Source organism: Heyndrickxia oleronia, from assembly GCF_017809215.1.
GTDB lineage: Bacteria > Bacillota > Bacilli > Bacillales > Bacillaceae_C > Heyndrickxia > Heyndrickxia oleronia.
On the sequence record NZ_CP065424.1, the window covers coordinates 4,428,653 to 4,449,741 of the forward strand.

At 33.8% G+C, this 21,089-nt stretch carries 15 protein-coding genes; 1 reads left to right on the plus strand and 14 read right to left on the minus strand.

What is annotated here, in order from left to right:
* Window positions 1-3: 3 nt before the first annotated feature.
* From I5818_RS22315 to I5818_RS22335, 5 genes are read right to left on the minus strand one after another with little or no spacing between them, the layout of a single operon-like run.
* Window positions 4-1,863, minus strand: a complete 1,860-nt coding sequence (locus I5818_RS22315) for a 2-aminoethylphosphonate aminotransferase (protein ID WP_071976390.1) — start codon at window positions 1,861-1,863, stop codon at window positions 4-6.
* Window positions 1,856-2,986: a phosphonopyruvate decarboxylase gene (gene aepY / locus I5818_RS22320; RefSeq protein ID WP_058003146.1), complete on the minus strand. Its 1,131-nt coding sequence runs from the start codon at window positions 2,984-2,986 to the stop codon at window positions 1,856-1,858. The genes I5818_RS22315 and aepY overlap by 8 nt, the downstream gene beginning before the upstream one ends.
* Entirely contained in the window at window positions 2,979-3,875 is an 897-nt protein-coding gene (aepX, locus tag I5818_RS22325) for a phosphoenolpyruvate mutase (RefSeq protein ID WP_078110549.1), read from the minus strand. The genes aepY and aepX overlap by 8 nt, the downstream gene beginning before the upstream one ends.
* On the minus strand, window positions 3,872-5,302 hold the full coding sequence (locus I5818_RS22330; protein ID WP_058003148.1) for a UDP-N-acetylmuramoyl-tripeptide--D-alanyl-D-alanine ligase: 1,431 nt from the start codon (window positions 5,300-5,302) through the stop codon (window positions 3,872-3,874). Before I5818_RS22330 ends, aepX begins: the two co-directional genes overlap by 4 nt.
* Window positions 5,303-5,316: 14 nt before the next feature.
* Window positions 5,317-7,920, minus strand: a complete 2,604-nt coding sequence (locus tag I5818_RS22335; protein WP_078110550.1) for a putative amidoligase domain-containing protein — start codon at window positions 7,918-7,920, stop codon at window positions 5,317-5,319.
* A 432-nt stretch (window positions 7,921-8,352) separates the two neighbouring features.
* Here I5818_RS22335 and I5818_RS22340 point away from each other — a divergent pair, with 432 nt between their 5' ends.
* A complete protein-coding gene (locus tag I5818_RS22340; RefSeq protein WP_071976394.1) occupies window positions 8,353-9,030 on the plus strand; it encodes a hypothetical protein in 678 nt (225 codons plus the stop codon).
* 121 nt (window positions 9,031-9,151) lie between these two features.
* Here I5818_RS22340 and I5818_RS22345 read toward each other — a convergent pair whose 3' ends face one another.
* The 9 genes from I5818_RS22345 to I5818_RS22385 form a co-directional block, all read right to left on the minus strand.
* The gene (locus tag I5818_RS22345) at window positions 9,152-10,357 is read right to left on the minus strand and encodes a sensor histidine kinase (RefSeq protein ID WP_071976395.1); all 1,206 of its coding nucleotides are present in this window, start codon (window positions 10,355-10,357) and stop codon (window positions 9,152-9,154) included.
* Window positions 10,358-10,460: 103 nt separating this feature from the next.
* On the minus strand, window positions 10,461-11,822 hold the full coding sequence (locus I5818_RS22350) for an aspartate kinase (protein ID WP_071976396.1): 1,362 nt from the start codon (window positions 11,820-11,822) through the stop codon (window positions 10,461-10,463).
* Window positions 11,823-12,293: 471 nt separating this feature from the next.
* Window positions 12,294-14,990 (minus strand): tetratricopeptide repeat protein, encoded by a 2,697-nt coding sequence (locus I5818_RS22355; protein WP_209391820.1) that lies wholly within the window; start codon window positions 14,988-14,990, stop codon window positions 12,294-12,296.
* Between the two features lie 444 nt (window positions 14,991-15,434).
* Window positions 15,435-15,833 carry a VOC family protein gene (locus tag I5818_RS22360; RefSeq protein WP_078110747.1) on the minus strand — a complete coding sequence of 133 codons (399 nt, stop codon included), beginning with the start codon at window positions 15,831-15,833 and terminating at the stop codon, window positions 15,435-15,437.
* 3 nt (window positions 15,834-15,836) lie between these two features.
* Window positions 15,837-16,067, minus strand: a complete 231-nt coding sequence (locus I5818_RS22365; RefSeq protein WP_058003155.1) for an excisionase family DNA-binding protein — start codon at window positions 16,065-16,067, stop codon at window positions 15,837-15,839.
* Window positions 16,068-16,083: 16 nt separating this feature from the next.
* A complete protein-coding gene (locus I5818_RS22370; protein WP_058003156.1) occupies window positions 16,084-17,928 on the minus strand; it encodes an ABC transporter ATP-binding protein in 1,845 nt (614 codons plus the stop codon).
* A 1-nt stretch (window position 17,929) separates the two neighbouring features.
* On the minus strand, window positions 17,930-19,654 hold the full coding sequence (locus tag I5818_RS22375) for an ABC transporter ATP-binding protein (RefSeq protein ID WP_058003157.1): 1,725 nt from the start codon (window positions 19,652-19,654) through the stop codon (window positions 17,930-17,932).
* A gap of 158 nt (window positions 19,655-19,812) precedes the next feature.
* Window positions 19,813-20,406, minus strand: coding sequence for a histidine phosphatase family protein (locus tag I5818_RS22380; RefSeq protein ID WP_078110748.1), 594 nt, complete (start codon window positions 20,404-20,406; stop codon window positions 19,813-19,815).
* A 15-nt stretch (window positions 20,407-20,421) separates the two neighbouring features.
* Window positions 20,422-21,057: an NUDIX hydrolase gene (locus I5818_RS22385; protein WP_078110746.1), complete on the minus strand. Its 636-nt coding sequence runs from the start codon at window positions 21,055-21,057 to the stop codon at window positions 20,422-20,424.
* Between the last annotated feature and the right edge of the window lie 32 nt (window positions 21,058-21,089).

A 21,089-nucleotide genomic window follows, 5' to 3' on the forward strand; every position in this document is an offset into this window, starting at 1 on the left:
AAATTATGATATAAAATATTCCTCTCCTCCTTGGAGCCCTTTTATATATAAGTCAAGCAAATCAATAAATTGTTCCATATCTTTATAAGTAATATTACCGATATTAGCGATACGAAAGGTTCCTAATTTATCAAGTTTACCTGGATAAATAGTAAAACCTTTGGACGCAAAATAATCGTGCATTTGATAAAAATCATAGTTTGGATAATTTGGTTCAATTATAGAGGTAATAATTTTAGAATGGTGATTTTTATGAACGAGATGTGTTAAGCCTAATTTTTCAATTCCATTTATTAAGGTCTCCCACGATTTTGAATATCTGTCATATCTACGGGAAATACCTTCATATTTTGTTTCTATAATCGCTTGCTTTAAAGCATAGATCGTCTGTACTGGTGGAGTGAAACGCATTTGTTGTGTCCTTTGAAAATATTCAAATTGATCATAAAGATGAAGATAAAGATTGCGCGGTTTGATTTTTTTACAATTGTGTAATCGTTGATATTCAGCAATGATAAACGATACGCCTGCCATCCCTTGCAGATTTTTATTTGAGCTTGCAGCTAAATAACCAATATTCATTTCCTTCATATCGATAGGAATTGCAGCAAATGAACTCATGGCATCAACAATCAAATTTATTTCATACTTCTTACATAAATCTCCAATTTCCTTAATTGGATTCAACATACCCGTTGTTGTTTCGCAATGGACAACTGCTAAATGAGCTATTTTCTCATCAGAGTGGCTAATCAGTTGTTCAAGATTTATTAAATTTATTTTATCAGTAGCGGGTGACTTATATTCTATATAATCAAGTTCATAGACATTGGCAATTTTACACATCCGTTCACCATATGCCCCATTATTAATAATAATTATTTTTTCATTTCCTACTATGGAACTGATAATAGCTTCTACCGCAGCGGTCCCTGATCCACCGAATAAAACAGATGTATAATATTTAGGATCAGCAACTAATTTTGTTAACTCATTAGAAATCCACTCTAAAATTTGCCCAAATTCTTCTTCTCTTGGACAAATGTCAGAGACAACTTGTGCATATTTTACTGTATCGGTTGTCGTTGCAGGTCCTGGATTTAAAAGTATTGTTCGCTCAATCATCCTTGGAACATGTTCCCTTGCTTTAATCATAGGATAAATAACGTCAACTGCCCATTTCAAATGGTGTTCATCATCCACCTCACACCATACTAAATCGTGACATATCTCAACATATATTTCTTTTTGCCTTGCTATTTCAACAAGAGCAGCTTCATAATCCATTAACTGTTGTTTCTGCAACATCCCTTTAACTTTTATACATAATTGTTGAAACGTTGAGTAGGTGAGTTTCGTTATACCAACAAGTTCAGCAGCTATATTTTCTAACTCCTCTTTATTCTTTGTCATATTCACAAGCGAATTGGTGCTACTAATTTCAACAAACACCTCATCACCATTATTTGTGAATTTACTAGCTAAAATGACATCTTGCATTTTATGTGTTAACAATATATTTAATGCCGATTTTTCATACAATAAATCTGACTCTAACAATAAAAAGTCTTCATGAATATAATTTTTTAATAAATAAAGTGTATACATACTTCCAGTAGTCTCATATTTTTCATTATAAACACATTCAATTTGCGGGTATTGTTTTTTCAACTCTTCATACATTTCACTTTTATAACCTGTTCCAATGAATATCTTAGTCACACCAGCATTCAATAATTTTTCAATAGAATATTGAACCATTGGTTTTTCATCAAAAGTCAAAAATCCTTTAGGCCTATCTCCTGATTTATCTCGGATTCTTTTCCCCATACCCGCAGCTAATATAACAGCTGTTTTAATCATCTAGAAACACCTGCAATCTTTCTTTAATTTCAACTGGACTTTGCCTTGGACGTCCAATCCCATTTTTAGAGCCTTTAGCAATTTTCATATATAAAAATGTGAGCTCCTGATGCCTTTTCCAGAATTGAATATAGTTTCTTAATTCCAGTAAATTATGAGCATAAATGGATTGCTTATAACCACATGCAGCAGCCATCTCTATAAAATTCGTATGTTGTGAAACAGTCATTTGTCCACCAGTTGAATCATATGAATGGTTATCTAATAAAATATGAAGCAAATTGGCTGGAGAATAATAACCGTTGGTAGCTAGGTTTCCAAGTCTCATTAGCAGAGCTCCATCTCCATCAATAGCGATAAATTTTTTGTCCTTTTTTGCGATTGACATTCCTAATCCAATAGAACTTACACATCCCATTGATCCCACCATATAAAAATTGTTTTGGGAATCTTCTATTTCGTAAAGCTCTCTGCCTGTTTTTCCGGTTGTTGCCAAATGGATAGTGTGCTGATCCTTTAAGGATTGAATCACTTGCAATGCCTCAAATCTGGTAGGTAGTTGATCATTTTTCTTTTTATTAATTTTCAAAGAATTATTTGACAACTGTAATGATTCTTTTAAATGTTCAACTGGATGAAATGTCCCCTTTCTTACTATAAAAAAGTAAGATTCATCTTTTTCTATCCACTCATTTGCTCGCTCCAATTGTAGACTTGCCTCAGCGATATCATGTGATAAATATTCCCATCTAATTTTCATCAATGAAAGCAAATCTGGTGTGATTTCTCCCATTAATTCGTGCTGCGGTTCATCTTTAAGACCTGATTCACCACGAAGACTTACAAAACCAAGTATGGGGATTTTGAATGGATGGACAAGGGAAATTAAAGGTGATGTTGCATTGGTTAAACCTGAATTCTGCATGAGTACTACAGACTTTTTTCCACCGATGACTGCGCCTGACGCAATAGCTATAGCCTCTCCCTCATTTGTTGCCATGACATATTTACAATCATTCATTGCAAAATTTATCAGGTCTTTTAAATATGAACAAGGAACTCCACAATAGAATTGAAAATCATGCCGCTTTAACTCTTTCCCAAACGTTAATACATCAATCATTTTGTGTACCTCGTGGCGGACTACTCTGATGGGATTTTAAATATATTTGTTCTGCTTTAGCTAATTCCTCTTCATCTTGAAGCCTAAACACATGCTCTAACGGGGTGATATATGGTTCGACATTGATTAGACTTTCATCGGAATATATCTGTCTTGACGTTTCCTCCATTGCTCTAATCGATGCCCGTAAATTATGATTTGCCCAAATCACTAAACTAATTCCCATTTCTCGAAACCGTTCAGTAGGGACCGAATAATATTTAGTAGGAACAATGACTACAGGAAGTCTGTTTCCCCATTCTTTCATAAAACTTTCAATTTCAAGGCTATCAGTTCGCTTACTATGAATTAGAATCGCATCTGTCCCTGCCTGTCGGTAAGCTTCTGCACGTTTCAAAGCCTCGTTGAGACCCCAACCTGCAATGAACGCCTCTACTCTGGACACAACGACAAATTGACTATCCTTCATAGCTTTTATTTTCCCACAAAATTCATCAATGTCTGCAAGTGGCTGCGTCTCTCCTCTTATAAACGAATTTGTCTTTGGGAATATTTTGTCTTCTATACATACCCCGGCGATTTGACGTTGTTCTAACTTTTTCACTAGTCTTCTAGCATTATTGAAGTTCCCGTAGCCAGTGTCCCCATCAAGCAAGATAGGTATAGATGTAGCATCACTCATAAACTCTAAAACATCTAATACCTGTGTCCAAGAAGCCTCATTATTATCTCTAACACCTAATGATGCAGAAATAGATAAACCACTTGCCCAGATCCCTTTAAATCCCACCTTTTCAACAATCTTAGCGGACAAGGCATTATGTGATTCCATAATTTTCTCTAGCTTATTACTCGAGATAATGTTTCGTAACTGCGTTGTTTTCTTCATACTAATCCCTCCTCGTCTGTTTGTAGAATTTCCGGGATAAGTTTTCTTTTTAGCTTTTCAAAACTAGGCTGCTTCATAACCCTATGAGTGACCTTTAATAGAATGATTGATTCTTCATTTACTTGATCAGCTATATATTCAAAAACTTCATTTCCTGTATAGCACAAAGAAACCTTATTCGGATCCATACCTGCCTTTAGGGCACCTTCCTTAATTAATCTTGCCTCTTCTCCAACGACTATTAGCAAATCTACCCCAGCTTTATATGCCGTTTCTCCCATTTCCTCATATATCTTATTCGCATATGGACCGTCACCTAATTGAGGCATATAGCCTAGTAAGGCAATTTTTTTCTTTCCTTTACCGATATTCCTAAGAACTTGTAATGCGGATGTCATTGATAAAGGTGCAGAATTCCATGTATCATCTATTACTGTACAACCGCTCATACCCTGTTTAAATTCTAAATGTTCTTCAAGATGTTCAAAAGAAGCCAATCGCATGATTGCTGTATCAATATCAATCCCCACATTAACGACAGCGACAATAGCAGCAAGTGCATTATATACATTATGTTCTCCATAGCCAGGAACAAAAACTGAATAATTTTTTCCCTCATTTTCTAATAAAAAGTTCATTCCTCCACTTACATAACGGATATTTTTTGCTCGATAGTTTGCTATATTATTCTTTCCAAAAAAAATGACCTTTTTATAGGGGGTAATATCTATGACTTTTTTAATATTTTGATCATCTGCATTCAGTATGAGAATTCCTTTCTCAGGATCCATTCCTTCAGTAATCTCTGCTTTTGCTTTCATATATTCCTCAGGTGTTTCACAGTCCGCGAGATGATGAACATCAATATTGAGTAAAATCCTTATTTGCGGTTGAAAATATTGACAAGCGACTCGCAAATATCCCGGATAGGCAACTGGCATTTCAAATACAGCTACATCTGTTTCATCATCTATTCTTGTTAAATATCGTAAATTGACCGACATTGAATTCATACTCATCCAAGTAGAAACAACATGTAAATCAGGATCAAGAATTTGTCGTATCATTTCCTTAGTAGTTGATTTACCACATGTGCCAGTTACACCAATAACGGGAAGCTTAAAAAGGTTCCTATAGTAATTTACAAATCTCCAATACTTTTCCTTTAATTGATCTGTCTTGATTACATATATTTCATCACCGAGATCCGTACAAAGCTCAGGTCTCTCGGTTATAATGACAACTGAATGATTTTGACTCCAATATCTTCCTCTAATCCGATCTTCGTCCAAGTGAAACAATAATGTGTAATTATTAATTTCTTTCTTTGAATAATTAATTACGTGTTTCACAATAAAATCTTTATTACTCTCGATCTCTGGAATATTAGCAATTTTTAATATATCAAGTAGCTTGAGTCCTTTCATAATGTTCCTCCTCCCTAATCACGATCATAACCAGCTAATGAAGCAGCATAATTGATTAAACGGAGACCAGCAATATTACGTAATTTATAAGCTTTGATCTGTGAAAACAAATTATCTGGTTTTGCATTAATTTCAAGAAGCTTCACTGAGTCATATTGATCAATGCACAAATCAACTGCTAATTCTCCGAAACTACCAACCTCTTTTTCCAGAGTTGTTACAACCCTTTTAGACACTTCCGCTAATTGTTGGGTAATTTTACTTTTTTCAAGAGGATTTGGGTAAATCTTCGAAAGAATTTTACTTAATCGTACATTTCTTTCTGTTTCTTCGGTAAGTACCTCTTCGGTTGTCATTCGAGAAACCATACCTGTTCTTAACCATTTTTGTTGTCCATTTTTTTGCATATACACGCGGATCTCTAAATTTTTTCCATCGACTTGTTTTCTTCTTATCCCTTCTTGAATTAGATAGGATGACTTTTTCATTAGCTGCATGGCCATTTCGTTTAACTCTTCTGTACTAGATAGTTGTTGGGTTATATTTTGACTAAAATCAAACCAAAAGATTCCTGTTGGACGGCGGATTACTCGGATAACCCCCATACTCATTGAGCCACCGATTGGTTTTAGATATATTTCACCATACTGATTTAACATGTCTGTAATTTCCGATTGCTTCTCTAACAAGCAAGTATCTGGTAAATATTCATCATGTTCCTTCATTAGTAGCTGATGAGTATCCCATTTATTCCCTGTCACTGTAAATAATTTTTGAGAATTAACAAAAGGGATATGATAACTGGATTGAAGCTTCATTCTAATATCATTAATATCAATATTAGTTTCATTTCCTATAAAATAACGATCATAAATAACAGATGGAAAAGGGAAAATTCCTTCTCCTGTTAAAGCTGTGCCCCTTATTAACTGTCGATCCCATATAATATCTTGTGGTTCGAAAACATATACGAGCATTTTCCTTTCATAAGCAATTCGCATTAAATGGTGAAAATACGTTGTCTGCCTATCAAAAGGACGAGCGGCAAGAATTCCTATAATTGGACCAAGAATAATCGCTCCATTATCCATTGATATTCTAGGATGCCAGTCATTGGGGACAATTAGTCTTTCCCTTAGTTTTTTTGACAGATAGACTCTATTTGAATCCCGAAAGGAGAATGGATATGGTTGAATCGTAGCTGCTGATATCTTTTTTCCAGCAGATACAAATGCCTTGTCTCCAACCTGTAGATTAAATTTCATTCGTGTCCCTTTTGGTATTTGTATATTGCAGCCTGGGTCGTATATTTCCTTAGGAATCCCGATTCCCCAATTTCTACGAATATCGATAGACTCCTCAAATATGTTTCCCTCTTCTATAACACTAAATAAAGCATCTAGTTCATTTTGATATTGGGTAAAGCTTGTAGTCCTCATTAATCTTTCTTTGAGGTCACCCCATATTTTCCTCAGCAAAAACCGATTCCCATTATAATACGCCTGCTGTATAACTGGATGATATAAATAATCACAAATTAACTCATGATGATGTTCAGCAACCAATTTAGCTAAAAATAATACTGACTTTGTTAATTTTGGATCAGTTATCCAAGAACTTAAAGATAAGTATTCAAATCCATATGATTTGACTCGATATCTTCCAAGACCTCCATGCTTTGTTTTCCGTCTAAGCTTTGCCTTTTCGGGACATTCAACAATTGCTATTGGAATGGCTAAATATTGGTCAAGTGCTCGTAATAAAGATAAAGAAATAGGCATACCAAAATGAATATGCCCTCCACATTGATAACCGGTAAAAGGCATACTTCCAGCTCGGATCTCAATATTCTCATATGGAATTTTCCTCGCTGCCTCCTCAATTAACTTTTCTATATTGGTAAATAACTCCCTAGGTGATTGGGAAAAATTTGGTCGTATTTCGCCCAGAACATATTGTCCACTATCTTTTTCCATTTGCCGTTCATCACAACCAATAGCACCTTCTAAAGGATAAAAATGTGATGCTGGAATTAAATCTCCATCACAACTAAGCATGAATTCAATATCTGCTCCTATAGTGAAAGAATCATTCTCCTGTATTCGTTCAAAATATTGATCTTCTGACGGATGAATATCCAAAACAATCATTTTTTGATTTGCTAATTTACCAATTTTCACTGTTCCACATGTCATCCCTACTACATAAAGAGCTCTGACTGCAATTTCCAAACATTCAAATGGGATATCATCTATTTCCACATTTCCCCAAATCCAACCATAAGCGGAGGTTCTTATCGGTATTTCATTAAAAATCATCCTATTGCCAATAGCTTCACTTACCTTCATTATCTTTTGTCCTTTTATTTCCAAACAATATTCTTTTTCGATTGAATATAGTTTTGTAAAATAATCAAACTTCTCCATTTCACCTTCAATATAAGAATTAATAATGAAAATATCTTTTCCATTATGTTGACCGTATTTTCGTCCAATCAATGGGTATTCATCATATTTTGGATCCACTAGTTCGACCGATGGAACATGATTTATATTTAAAGTCTGTAAAATAGATTCTTTATCATTGGCTAAAAAGAACTGTTCCCCAAAAGAAATCATAGTAAACCTCCAATAATGAATTACTTTTATTTATGGTATGAAAGTTTCAGCATAGTACCAGTGTGTTTAACCAGATAATATAGACATATTTTTCAATCTCTGTTCACAAGTAAAAATATATTCACCATTACTATTACTTTTGCATTTGTATAAGATAAGCCTTTAGCAAAACTTTAATGATCAGAATTGTCAATATATTATCAAGATGTTTAAGAACCAAAAAATCCCTTTCCACCTTTAACATATAGATCATTCCATAATATACTTTATATGCTAATCGACATTGTATCGGTGAGTATTTTTTAAATGGATATTTTTTACACAATTTTTTGCTTTTCAGGTAAAGTTTCAGCCAAAAATATAGGTTAAAAACCGTTATGGCTGCAAAGCAACATATTAATGAGCCTTCATCAAAAAGGAGGATCCCATTACGTGAAGATCAATTATATTCATAATAAGTATCTAAAATATAATAAGGGAAAAGCTGTTATTTCCGCCCATATTGAAGCCTTACATGCGGCACCGCCTGTTGCAGATTTATATACTGATAAATTAGTTGAAAATATAGTAGAAAAAATCGGATGTGCAGGCATAATTAGTACAGTATCAAGAAAATATGCTGATTTAAATCGTAGTCCTTCTGTTGAAAATATTGAAGCCATCATTGAATATCGGGAAACCATTAAAGATATTCTCGAATATTTAACTATATTGGATATTAGCAGTGGTCAAATAGTAAAGCCCTACCTTCATCTATCTATCCACGGGATGAAGGATGCTCATTATGGTCCTTTTGCTATAGAGATTGGCACACTCAACGGAAAATCCTGTTCAAAAGAAATGAAGCTTTGGTTCGAGCGTTCCATCACGAATGGATTAAAGGAGTATTTACCTGAAGTAAATGTAATCTTCGATAGGAAATTTATTGGAGACCGATCAATCGCCTATCATCGTTTAGGTGACGGACAAGAATATGAGGGATACAAAGATCTTTTTCAAACCTTTCAAATGGAGATTTCATTCACACTAAGAAAAAAATATAGTGAAGAATTGGTTCATTTAATTTCAAAAATAATTACTGATTTCCAAGAGGAATTTATCATAAACTAAATTAGCTTTCATTAATACGTATCATTAAAAAATCTGATGATTCTATTAGAATCATCAGATTTATATATATATTTAAGCTTAATTAGCACTCAGTGCAGTTTATTTTTTTCAATGCATTCCATTACCTAGCAATTTGAAATTGGATAGTTACTTTTGTTCCCTTTCCCTTCTCACTACTAAATTTAATGGAACCGTTATAATTCTCTATAATGTTATAACAAATCATTAGTCCCAATCCAGTCCCATTGCTTTTTAAAGAATAAAAAGGAGTTCCTATTTTTTCCATTTCTTCATTATCCATTCCAATCCCATTATCCTCGATGAGTAAATGTAGTTTAGATTCATGAAGTTCAGTAGAAATTTTAATGATTCCATCTTTCTTATCCGTTGCTTCTATTGCGTTTTTAATGAAATTTACAAGTAATTGCTTCATTTCTACTTTACTGCAATGAACATTTATGTTGTCATGAATAGATAATGAAAAAATAATATTATTCGCTGAAGCGTAAGACGACAACAACTCAACTACACTATGTACTGTATCATTTACATTGGAAACAGGGGTTTTCTCAGTATTTGGCTTTGCAAGTGATAGAAAATCCGAAATTACTTTTTCGGCTAAGTCTAGCTCATCCAACATTAATTGAAAATGCTGTTTTGATTTCATTGGTATTAATTGATCTTCTTCATATAACTGTAAAAATCCTTTAACCACAGTGATTGGGTTGCGAATTTCATGGGCAACAGCTGCTGCTAATTGTCCTGTATTTTTTAATCTTTCTGTTCTTTGAATTTGCTCATAATAAAGCTTTAATTTTTCAGTTCTACTGTTAGTGATAAAAAAGACAAAAAAGAAAATAAATTGACATGCAGTAAAGTTGATAATGTTCCCCCAATAATCTTCTAAAAAGTAAGGAAATCTTTCCCCTTGATCAATAAAATATATATAAGCAAATATTCCATACCCGCCGATAAGATTTACAGTTCCAATCGAGTAATAAATTTTTTTATGAAAAAAGACAATAGCAATGCATGGCAATACTGTAATAAATACAAAATTTAACGTTGTTTCAGGATAAAGCAAAAATAAACTATAAAAATATCCAGCGATTAAATAAATTAATATTCCCTTAAACATAAATGTCTCTTTTTTTGGATAGATAAAAAAGACAATTGAAATCGTCACTGTAAATAAAAGCTGGATCATTTTCTTGATGCTAAAGATCGGTGCTGGTGAAATGATTATACCTGAAGCCATCATACAAATAATAAATAATACAATGATCTTATACCATTTAAGATTAGATAGTTGATTTAACTCTTTCATATATTTTGCCCCAATTCGATCCCCTCATTTAAAAAAACATACATACTAGTATTATTTTACCATATTTCTAGGACTGAGGTTTTTTCTCGAAAAGGTCACAACTTTAAATAAGAACTTTCGCAAAGAATTCCTGATATAATGCTTGAACTGCTTTTACTTCGTCCATTTCCTTTACACCAAACATCATACTAACTTCCGATGATCCTTGATTAATCATTTCAATATTAATATTGTTTTCTGCTAAAGCTTTAGATGCTCTTGCTGCTGTTCCTACAAACCTTCGCATGCCTTCACCCACAATCATAATTAATGCAAGGCCATGCTCCATCTTAACTTCATCAGCATCCAAATCATATTTTATATAATTGATTATCTCCTTTTCCATTTCCTTATTTAATTGGCTTTCTCGTAAAATAATTGAAATATCATCGATTCCAGAAGGAGAATGCTCGTAGGAAAGGTTAAATTTTTCTAAAATATGAAGAAGCCTTCTTCCAAATCCAACTTCCCTATTCATTAAATATTTACTTACATATATACTACAAAATCCATTATCACTTGCAATTCCTACAACAGGTCCATTTTTTTGTACCCTTTCGAAAACAATTTTTGTACCTGGTGCAGATGGATTATTCGTATTTTTAATATGTACGGGGATTCCTGCCCGATATGCAGGAATTAACGCTTCATCATGAAGAACACAAAATCCAGCATAGGATAGTTCCCGCATTTCTCGATAAGTAATCTCCCGAATTTCTTTTGGGTGTTCTATAATCATTGGGTTGACTGAATACACAGCATCAACATCAGTAAAGTTCTCATAAATAGTTGATTTAACCCCATTTGCTAATACAGATCCTGTTATATCGGAACCACTTCTTGAAAAAGTTAGTGCCTCTCCATTTTTGTTAAACCCAAAAAATCCTGGAAAAATTATAATACCTGGATGATTTCTTAAGTTAGCTAGATTATTATAGCTCTCAGGTAAAACCTGTGCATTCCCTGGTTCATTGCTAACCAAAAGCCCTGCATCCCTGGGATTCATATATGAAGCTTCAACACCACATTGTTGGAAATAGGCAGCCACAAGCTTCGCATTAACATCTTCTCCACTAGCCTTTACAGCTTCCAAATATATGATAGGATTACTAAAATCCTGATTTAACACGCGAACAAACTCTTCCTTAATTTGGTCGATTAATTCTCTTGAGAGATTCAAGTCATTTGCAATGATTGTATATCTCTCAACTATTTTTTTGAAAGCATGATCTAATGTTCTATTTTTTAAATAGTACTTTCCACAAGAGATTAACAAATCCGTAATTTTTTCATCCTCTGGATACCTTTTTCCCGGGGCAGAAACAACAACTATTTTTCTCATTGGATCTGACATGACAATATCAAAAACCTTCTTTACTTGTTCACCTGTCGCTAAAGATGATCCTCCAAACTTAACAACCTTCATATCCACATCTCCCGTTGTAGTAAATTTTCTGATAAATTTTAGTTTTTATTATCCCTCTTTCTAGAGAAATTAGCAAGAGTTTTTCTACTCAGGGAATACAAATGTCTCTATACAATGAACTCCTATATAGTGATCACAACTATTAAAATGAGGAAACTGCTCTTATTTCATATATCTATTGTCTAAATAGCTATTTTCATTATTTTGTAAAAGCCTTACTGATGGCTTTTACTCCTAATAAATAGTTCTGTGGCCTTTTACAGTTCGTAGCTCTTTTCTCAATGACTTGAGAAAAGAGCTTAATAAATATAACAACTTGCAAATATGCTTGTGTAAAAGCCTTACTGCCGGCTTTTACTCCTATTTTAGGGATCGCGGTCTTATGAAGCTCGTAGCTCTTTTCTCAATGACTTAAGAAAAGAGCTTAAAAAAAAGCTAGGATTTATACATCCTAGCTACAGTAAAAATTGATTATCTTACTAAACTTATTTCTTTGTTCACATCTACAATCCATTCATATTGTCTTAATTTCACTTTAAATAAAGTTAATGGGTCTTGGAAAAGTTCAGGGTTAGACTTCATTTTATTTAATCTATTTTCATTTTCTTTTCGAGAAATTAATGTTTGCTGGACTGTTTTTTCAAGCTCTGACAGAGGTTCTTGGAAAAACATACTAACATCTCTTTCTATTGCTGTTTCAAATAATTCAAATTGTACGAGGAACTTCTCAGTTACTAAATCCACTATCGCTTGATAGTCCTCGTTTTCTATAAACTTTTTATATCGGCTACTTAGCATAGATTTATTTTGTGTAAGGGAGCCTAATAATTTACCCGCACTTTTCAACAAAACTTGGCTAGGCGTATGTCTTAATAGAATATTAACCTTTTCCATTCGTATCCCATTCTTCATTCTCTCTGCATCACGTCGCCAATCATCAATGATTTTGCTATCTGTGTGTAACTGTAATTGGTCTTTTCCATATAAGGTATTAAAGCCATTTCGCATCTCTTCTAGAAAAATTCTACTTTGATAAAATTCTTCTTCTGCATTTGCAATCCAGCTTCGGATGGATGTATAGAAATATGGCATTACCTTACTGTATAAGTGACCTTGAATTCGAGAGTTCATTTCTTCATTTAACTCTAAATGAAGCTTTCGGAAATCACTGCTTTCATTAATAAGACTTGAACAGCCTTTAAGTATTTTAGGAATGGATTCAGATAATTCTTGTTTAATTTCATTTTTAATAAATTGATAGGAACCAGTAATGCTTTTAATTTTTTCACTTTCTAAATCTTGGAGTTGATGAATAGCGCCACCTAATTTTGCTATCATATCTTCGTCCCATTTTATAGAATCATTTAAAGCATTCTCCATTTCCACACGTTTTCCTAAAATAGTTGACATCAATAATCGAATAGAACCTAGAATTTTTAATGTTCGTGCTTCTTCCACATAAATCTCTTTAGTAATATTTTGTATAAATTGATCCAATTCATACTGCTGATTACTATTTTTATTGATAAACACCTTTGCATATGGATACCTAGAATGGAGTTCCTCCTTTAGGAGTGTTATCTTTTGCTCATTATAAAGATTCTCTGACTGGCTAATCACAAAATGAATGGGTACATTTTCGCTTTGATTTTGCAGCTCCGTTATTTCATCCCAATTATATTCATCTGGATTTAGTACCGCTACTATAGTATCAGCTAATAAAAACTCCTTAACAGACCTTTCTTCTTTCACACTTGGTGCTTCTATAATCGTAATTTGATTTTTATTAAGAATATCAGCCGGGCGTTTACACTCAATTAACATTCGCTTTGAAATTGCATCATGAAATTCAGATATACTGTCGATAGGGTTCATGCCATTTTCTGTTATTTCCGCAATCTCCAAATCATCATGATCTTTATACATGATGACTGAAGCAGAAGGTGTACCTAGGATTTGACCTCCTAGTATTGAATTAACCCAATCCGTTTTTCCACTTTCTGTAGAACCGGTGACAAGAAGGTGATGGACTCCCAAATCTAATAGCTCACGGACCATCCATTTTAAAGAATAATCCACCTGCATATCTTGCAATTCTGCCCAATGTAAAATGGACTGGAATAGTTTTAAACTTTCCTCTAATACATCGATGTCCCCTGTTGATTGAATAATTAAAGTTTCGGCGTTACGTATAACATCTTGATTAAAGGTTGATGGAAATATTTCTTCCCACGCTAATACTGATGCCGAAGCCACTAATTGTTTTGAAGAATCCGCTATTTTCAGCCAATTTTCTAAATGATACGGAATAATTGTACTCAGTTCTTTAACAAGGAGCTCCCCATTTAATAAACCAGAATACGTGTCAAAGTACAGTTGGGATAGTTCGCTCCATACATTTGAACTACTATCTTCCATATTGATAAGAAGCAAATTGATCTCTTTGATCCAATCTATATAGACATCCTTTGCTTCTGTCTGATAACTTCTCCATAAAGAGGAAACTAATTTCTCAAATAGATATTGATTTTCTATATATAGGACTGTTAACACTTTACTGAAATAACTTGGTGGAAATTGTTTTGTTTTGCCTTCATCACTATATCTCTTTAATATCTCAAACCAATCCATTGATACTGTGCTACTTGCAGAATTTACTGCTAATTCTACTGCATTGTTCCAATCCTCGTTTTCTTCAAAAAACTCTCGTGCAATCGTTGCAACATCTAAATGATCTGGATTATAAGCAACTGCTTCCTTAATTGTTTCAACAGCTTTATCCATTTTTCCTTGAACATTATATACGTTAAAAAGTTTGAGAGATAACTCTGTAGTGAGGACTTGGGAGTCTGAAGTAATTGAATGGTATAAATCTTCAGCAGCAGAAAATAGCCCAAGTTCAAAGTAGGCATCTGCCATATTTTTTTTCGCCCATGGCTCTAATTCATTATTAATATTTTCCCATTTAAAAATTGCTGATTCAAAATCTTTATTGTGAAAGTAAACCTCACCTTGTGCATAACGAATAAAGGACAGATCAGAAAATTCCTTCTGGTTCTCTATAACATAAGCCTCTCCTAATACTCGTACAGGAGGATCGATTACTCCCTCCTTCATGAATGTATATTTATAATATTGTTTTTCAATTAATACCTCTTCTAAGGTCATTTTATAAATCCCCCGATATGACATATTTACATAATCATTTAATGCGAATAGTCCTTAAAATATACTACCCTTTTACTAAACTATGAAAACCTTTTGAATATGTATACTTACTGTATTCTAGTATTCTAACAAATGAATATTTACAATGAATTTCATTTTACTTTCATTTTCGATACAGAAACAGTGGCTTAAGTAACAGTTTTAACATTTTTGAAATGTAAGCTTTTATTCTAAAATTTACGAATTATACTTTTGTTACAAAAAAGCGAATGGTAAGAATAATAAGAGTAGAGTATGTTTTAGGAATGTAGTTATTGAGTGGAAATAATTGATTTTTGCATAGAATTTTTAGGGAATCATACCATTTTATTTTAAATATCCATTGTATCGGATTAGTACCATAAGTAATTCAAAAAGGGTAAAGGGTGGAGGAGACCCCACTCTTTATTCCTTTTGGTAATTCAATTCCCACGTAATCCCAAATTTATCTGTTACCTTCCCATAAGTGGCGTTCCAAAATGTAGTCTGAAGCTCCATGCCTACTTTTCCATCTTTTGAAAGGGCACCGTAAATTTTATTGATTTCGTTTTCACTTTCAAGATCTAAACCAATCTCAATGTTGTTTCCTTTGATCGGTGTATGGCCAAATACATCATTAAAGTAAATAACAAATCCATTAGGGAAATGTAATTCTCCATGTATATATTTACCTTCATGACCCTTAAACATTTCAACTCCATCAGCAAGTTTAGTATTCTTAATTTGACCATCCAGTACTTCAGCATAAAATTCAATTGCTTCTTTGCAATTCTCAATGGTTATATGTGGATAAATTTTTTTCATTGATTAATCCTCATCCTTTACATCGGGATCTTCAGGAATGGGATCATTGTACCATTCTTCGACCCTTTTCTTATATTTTTCCATTTGCTCTATATGGGTTTTAAATTGGTCTTTATATAATAGATATTGTTCACCATCATGAACAAAACGAATCTTGCCCTGCATAATTAATTTTTCAATAGAGGTCTCTGGCAGTGATAAATATTCAGATGTTTCCTTTATCGTTAAATACATGGTTTATCCCTCGATTCTATACACCTTCAATATTTTTAAACTGATTAAAAAACATGCGATAGTAAATCCCTTGTTTATCGATTAACTCATCATGACTTCCTTTTTCAACAATTTTCCCATGATCAACTACCATAATCGTATCAGCTTCACGAATTGTATTCAAACGATGGGCAATGATGAAGCTTGTTCTTCCGTCCATCACTTTTAATAATGCATCTTGAATATGTAGCTCTGTTCGAGTATCTATGCTACTTGTTGCCTCATCCAAAATAAGTAATGCTGGTTTAGCTAGAATAACACGGGCAATCGCAAGTAGCTGCCGTTGTCCTTGGCTCAAGTTACCACCATTTTCGGAAAGCATAGTATCATAACCTTTTGGCAATCTACGAATAAACACATCTGCATTTGCCATTTTTGCTGCTTCTTGAACCTCAGCATCCGTCGCATTTGGTTTTCCATATTTGATATTATCCTTAATGGTTCCTGAAAACAAATAGGTGTCTTGTAGGACAATACCAAAGCATTTCCGTAAGCTATCCCTTGTATACTCACGAATATCCTTACCATCTAAATAAATATTTCCACTTGTCACATCATAGAAGCGAGTTAATAAATTTACAATTGTGGTTTTTCCAGCACCCGTTGGACCGACAAGTGCAGAGCTCGAGCCTATTTCAGATTCAAAACTAACATTTTTAAGTATAGGAGCATCTGATCGGTAACCAAAAGTTACATTATTAAATACAACATGCCCCTTCGGTTGTGTTAATGTTATTGCTCCTTCCTTATCTGGTAGCTCCTCGTTTTCATCAAGTACTTCAAAGACCCGTTCTGCACCTGCAACACCTGATTGAAGCACATTAAATATATTTGCTAAGTCATTTAATGGTCTACCAAATTGCCTAGAATAAGTGAGGAAACTTGCAATAACACCAATCGTAATTAAACTTTTCACAGCAAGCAATCCACCAATGATAGCAACTACCGCAAATCCAAAATTATTTATTACATTCATGATGGGCATTAGAAAACCAGACCAGATTTGTGCTTTCAACCCCACCTGTTTTAGTTTTGTATTGATATCTTCAAATTCTTCAATCGCTTTATCCTCATGATTAAAAGCCTTGACGACTTGAATTCCAGATATCGTTTCTTCAATATGTCCATTCAATTTACCAAGCTGAATTTGTTGGTTTTTAAATAATACTCGCGTTTTTTTAGCAATGGTTCGAGTTAATAAAAAGACTAATGGAACTGTTACTAGACTAGCTAATGTTAAGACGGGACTCAAGATAAGCATCATGATTAATGATCCAATTAATACAATTCCGCCAGACATTAATTGGGTGGTAGACTGTGAAATGGTATTGCTGACATTGTCAATATCATTTGAGAGTCTACTCATTAGCTCTCCGTGAGTACGTGTATCAAAAAAAGATACAGGAAGCTTTTGTAGCTTTTTAAATAAGTTACTTCGTAGACGTTTGACAATTCGTTGCGATACGCCTGCCATTAACCAACCTTGTAAGAATGTAAGTATACCGTCAGCAACATAAGCGATCAATAGGACGAGAATTGTCATTTTTAGCAATCCGAAATCTACTTTTCCACCAATGGTCATTGCATCAATTGATTTACCAATCAAATACGGTGCGGATAAGGTAATGAGTGAATCAACGACAATAAATATCAAAATCGTGGATAGAATTTTTCTCTCGTTTCCGAAATAACGCCAAAGTCTCTTTAATGTACCTGTAAAATTTTTCGGTTTAACGATTGGACCTCCTCTACCCCCATGCCCTCGTGGTCCACCGCCTGGTCTCTGAAAGTTGTTTGGTGGACTAGCCTTTTGCTCCGACACTCTACCTCACCTCTTTTCCAATTTGAGATCGATAAATTTCCTGATACACCTTACAGTGTTTTATTAATTCATCGTGATTTCCAATACCTACAATCTCCCCATCATCAAGAACAAGAATTTTATCTGCATCCATAATAGAAGTAATTCTCTGCGCAATTAAAAGACAGGTCAAATTAGTAGAGTATTTTTTCAGTGACTCTTTTAATTTAGACTCTGTTACCATATCAAGAGCACTTGTACTATCATCAAGAATAAGGATTTCGGGCTGTTTAACTAGCGCACGGGCAATCGATAATCGCTGCTTTTGACCACCTGAAAAATTCACTCCACCTTGACCTAATCGGGTCTCATACCCTTCTGGTGTTTCTAGAATAAACTCATGGGCCTGTGCCATTTTTGCAGCCTTTTCAATCTCTTCAAATGACGCATCTTCTTTTCCCCATCGAATGTTTTCAATGACTGTTCCAGTGAATAATGTCGTTTTTTGAGGTACAATAGCAATCTTTTCTCTCAATTTGCTCGGTTGGATTTCTTTAATGTCTCTCCCATCCACTTTAATCCTTCCTGAATGAACATCATAGAATCGTGGAATTAAACTAACTAAGCTTGATTTCCCAGAGCCTGTTGAGCCAATAATTCCCACAGTTTCTCCTGGTAAACAAGTGAATGTTACATTCTTTAGTATCGGATCGCCAGTTGTACCATTATAAGAAAAAGTTACCTGTTCAAAGTCAATTTGCCCTTTTGTTACAGCTTTTGTCTCATTTTCCTTCCAAGTCATTTCATTGTTTTCTGCAAAGACTTCTCCAATTCTGCTTGCAGATGCTTTAGCTCGAACAAACATATTAAACACCATAGAAATCATCATTAAAGAAAAAAGAATTTGTGTCATGTAGTTAGTGAATGCAATAACTGTCCCTGCCTGTAATTGTCCATGATCTACACGAATGCCGCCAATCCATAACACCGCAACAATCCCCAAATTCACCACTAACATAATGATCGGGCTAAAAATTGACATGATTCTGATTGCCGAGATCGATCGATCTTGAAATTTTGCATTTGCATCATTAAACTTATTTACTTCAAAATCAAAACGATTAAAAGCTTTAACTACACGAACTCCAGATAAATATTCTCTCATAAGTCCGTTCACCTTATCTAATGCTTCTTGCACTTTGATAAAAAAAGGAAAACTAATCTTCATATTCACAATAATCGTTAATGCAACCAACGGAACAACTACAGCTAAAACTACGGCTAAATGCACATTTAGTTTGGTTGCCATGATCAGTCCACCAATACATAACAGCGGTGCTTTAACAAATATCCTCATCAACCCATTTACAAACACCTGGACCTGTGTCACATCATTTGTCAGTCTCGTTACTAGCGAGGCACGGTCAAACTTGTCTATGCTTCTAAAAGAAAGAAATTGTATCTTTCGAAACAAATCTGAACGAAGCTCCGAACCAAAATTTTGCGACACAATACTTGATAATATATTCCGTGTAGAAGCGGCAATTGCACCTCCAGCTGTTATTAATAGCATCAGTCCCCCGTATTTAAACACATAATCTAAATCTCTATTAGCCACACCGACATCGATGATCTTTGACATGATTGTTGGCTGCAGCAAATCACAAATCGCCTCAAAGGTTAAAAACAACACGGCGACACTAAATGGTAACCAATATTTTTTTATATATTTATTTAAAAACTTCATCCCTGTCATCCTTGTCTGATTTTACTACTTTTAAGATACCTCTTTACGTATTAATAGTCACTTATTTTTATTCGTATTCCTAAATAAATGATTAGTATAATATCTTTTATGTATAATGAATCTTGAAAATAGAAAAAAAGCTGATTCACCCTAATGATTCAGCCTTTTTCAATATTCCTGTATTGCGATAGATGAGAGATTTGATTATAATCCTTCACTTTCCACTTTTCCTGAAAGTATTCAATATTACTAATACACGCGTTAACTAAATTTGTTTTTCCATAACCTAGTTCACCATCTGAAAATAAAGATAAAATAGTATTGATTACTGCCCCATGGGCAACAAGAAGTACTTTTCCGTCTTTATACTTTTCATGAATTTTATTAATCCCTATTTTCACACGTTTTTCTACAGATAGAAGCTCTTCTTGATTCGGATATTGCTTATCAGGGTACGCAGTCATTCTTTCCTCTAAGGTCATTCCTTCCGCTTTTCCAAAATGACGTTCAATGAATTCATCCATTTCTTCAAGTGGAATATGTAAATATGTATTGATGATTTCTGCTGTTTGCTTTGCTCTTTTTAAAGGGCTAGAAATGATAACATCCCAATTGGTTCCTTTCAAAAATTCTCCACATTCTTTTGCCTGCAATATTCCCTTAGCATTCAATGGTATATCTGTTCTTCCCTGAATCTTTCCCATCACGTTCCAGTCTGTTTCTCCATGTCGAACTAAACAAATTGAAGTAATTGTCATTCACCCTTTTCATCGTCCTTCATTCTCTTCTTCAATCTTTTCTTTTATTCTTCTTGCAATTGTCTCATAGTATGATCTTTCATGCGGGACAAATTCATGTTTTTTGGCGATTCGATTGATATGAACTCTGTCATGTTTCTGATTGAAAACAAAACCTTGTATCCTAACTTCCTCTTGCATGCCTGTACAAAATTCATAAAAGGAGGAGAATTCAATTCTTACAATCCCTGAAACTTCTTCCTTTTGCAAGGTAAAATCATCAAACGTATGATTACTTTTATATAAAAATACATTTGCCAACTCATTATCAATAAGATTTTTATGCTTTACACTATAATCAATCATTCCTAAAGAAATCAATTCGTTAAATTTAACATTAATACCTAGCTCTTCTTGAATTTCTCTAACACCATCTACAACTGCTTCATCTGCCATAATATGACCAGCAGCTGTAATATCAATCAAGTTCGGATAGTCCTTTTTATTGCTACTTCTAATTTGAAGCAGGACAAACCACTTATCTTTACATTTACTAATAAACCAGCATTGGAATGTTTCATGCCAATAACCCTTTTTATGTACCTCTTCACGTGATGCGATACCTATGGGCTCTTTCTCTTCATTAAATATTTTAAGATACTCCATTATATTTTCTCCAATTCAACTGTTTAAAAAAT